Below are 367 nucleotides of genomic sequence, written 5' to 3' on the forward strand. Positions count from 1 at the left end.
GATGAAATCCCCACTTCGACCTTCGCTCCCGATGCCGCCATGCTGACTGTCCCGACACCCGTGGAATCCGACCTGGCGGCGCTGCCGCGCATCTGGGCCGTGGGCGTGGCGCGCATCGCCCGCACCTTCGCCCAGATCCTGCCCAGTTACGCCCAGCGCGGCGAATTCAAGCTGATCGAAGCCGGTTTCGACGCCGCCGCCAGCGTCATCAACGAGGCCGCGCGCCAGGGCCGCGTCGACGTGGTGGTGGCGGCCGGCCTGAACGGCAGCTATCTGCGCCGCCACGTCACGGTGCCGGTGGTGCAGGTCAAGATCAGCGGTTTCGAGGTCATGAACGCGCTGGCCACGGCGCGCCGGATCTCGCCGC

At 69.5% G+C, this 367-nt stretch carries 1 protein-coding gene; it reads left to right on the forward strand.

Going from position 1 to position 367, the window contains the following annotated elements; translation table 11 throughout:
* On the forward strand, window positions 1–367 hold a 367-nt coding region (locus RISW2_RS23250; RefSeq protein ID WP_043776074.1), incomplete at both ends, for a PrpR N-terminal domain-containing protein.

This window comes from Roseivivax isoporae LMG 25204 (genome assembly GCF_000521865.1).
Taxonomy (GTDB): Bacteria; Pseudomonadota; Alphaproteobacteria; order Rhodobacterales; family Rhodobacteraceae; genus Roseivivax; species Roseivivax isoporae.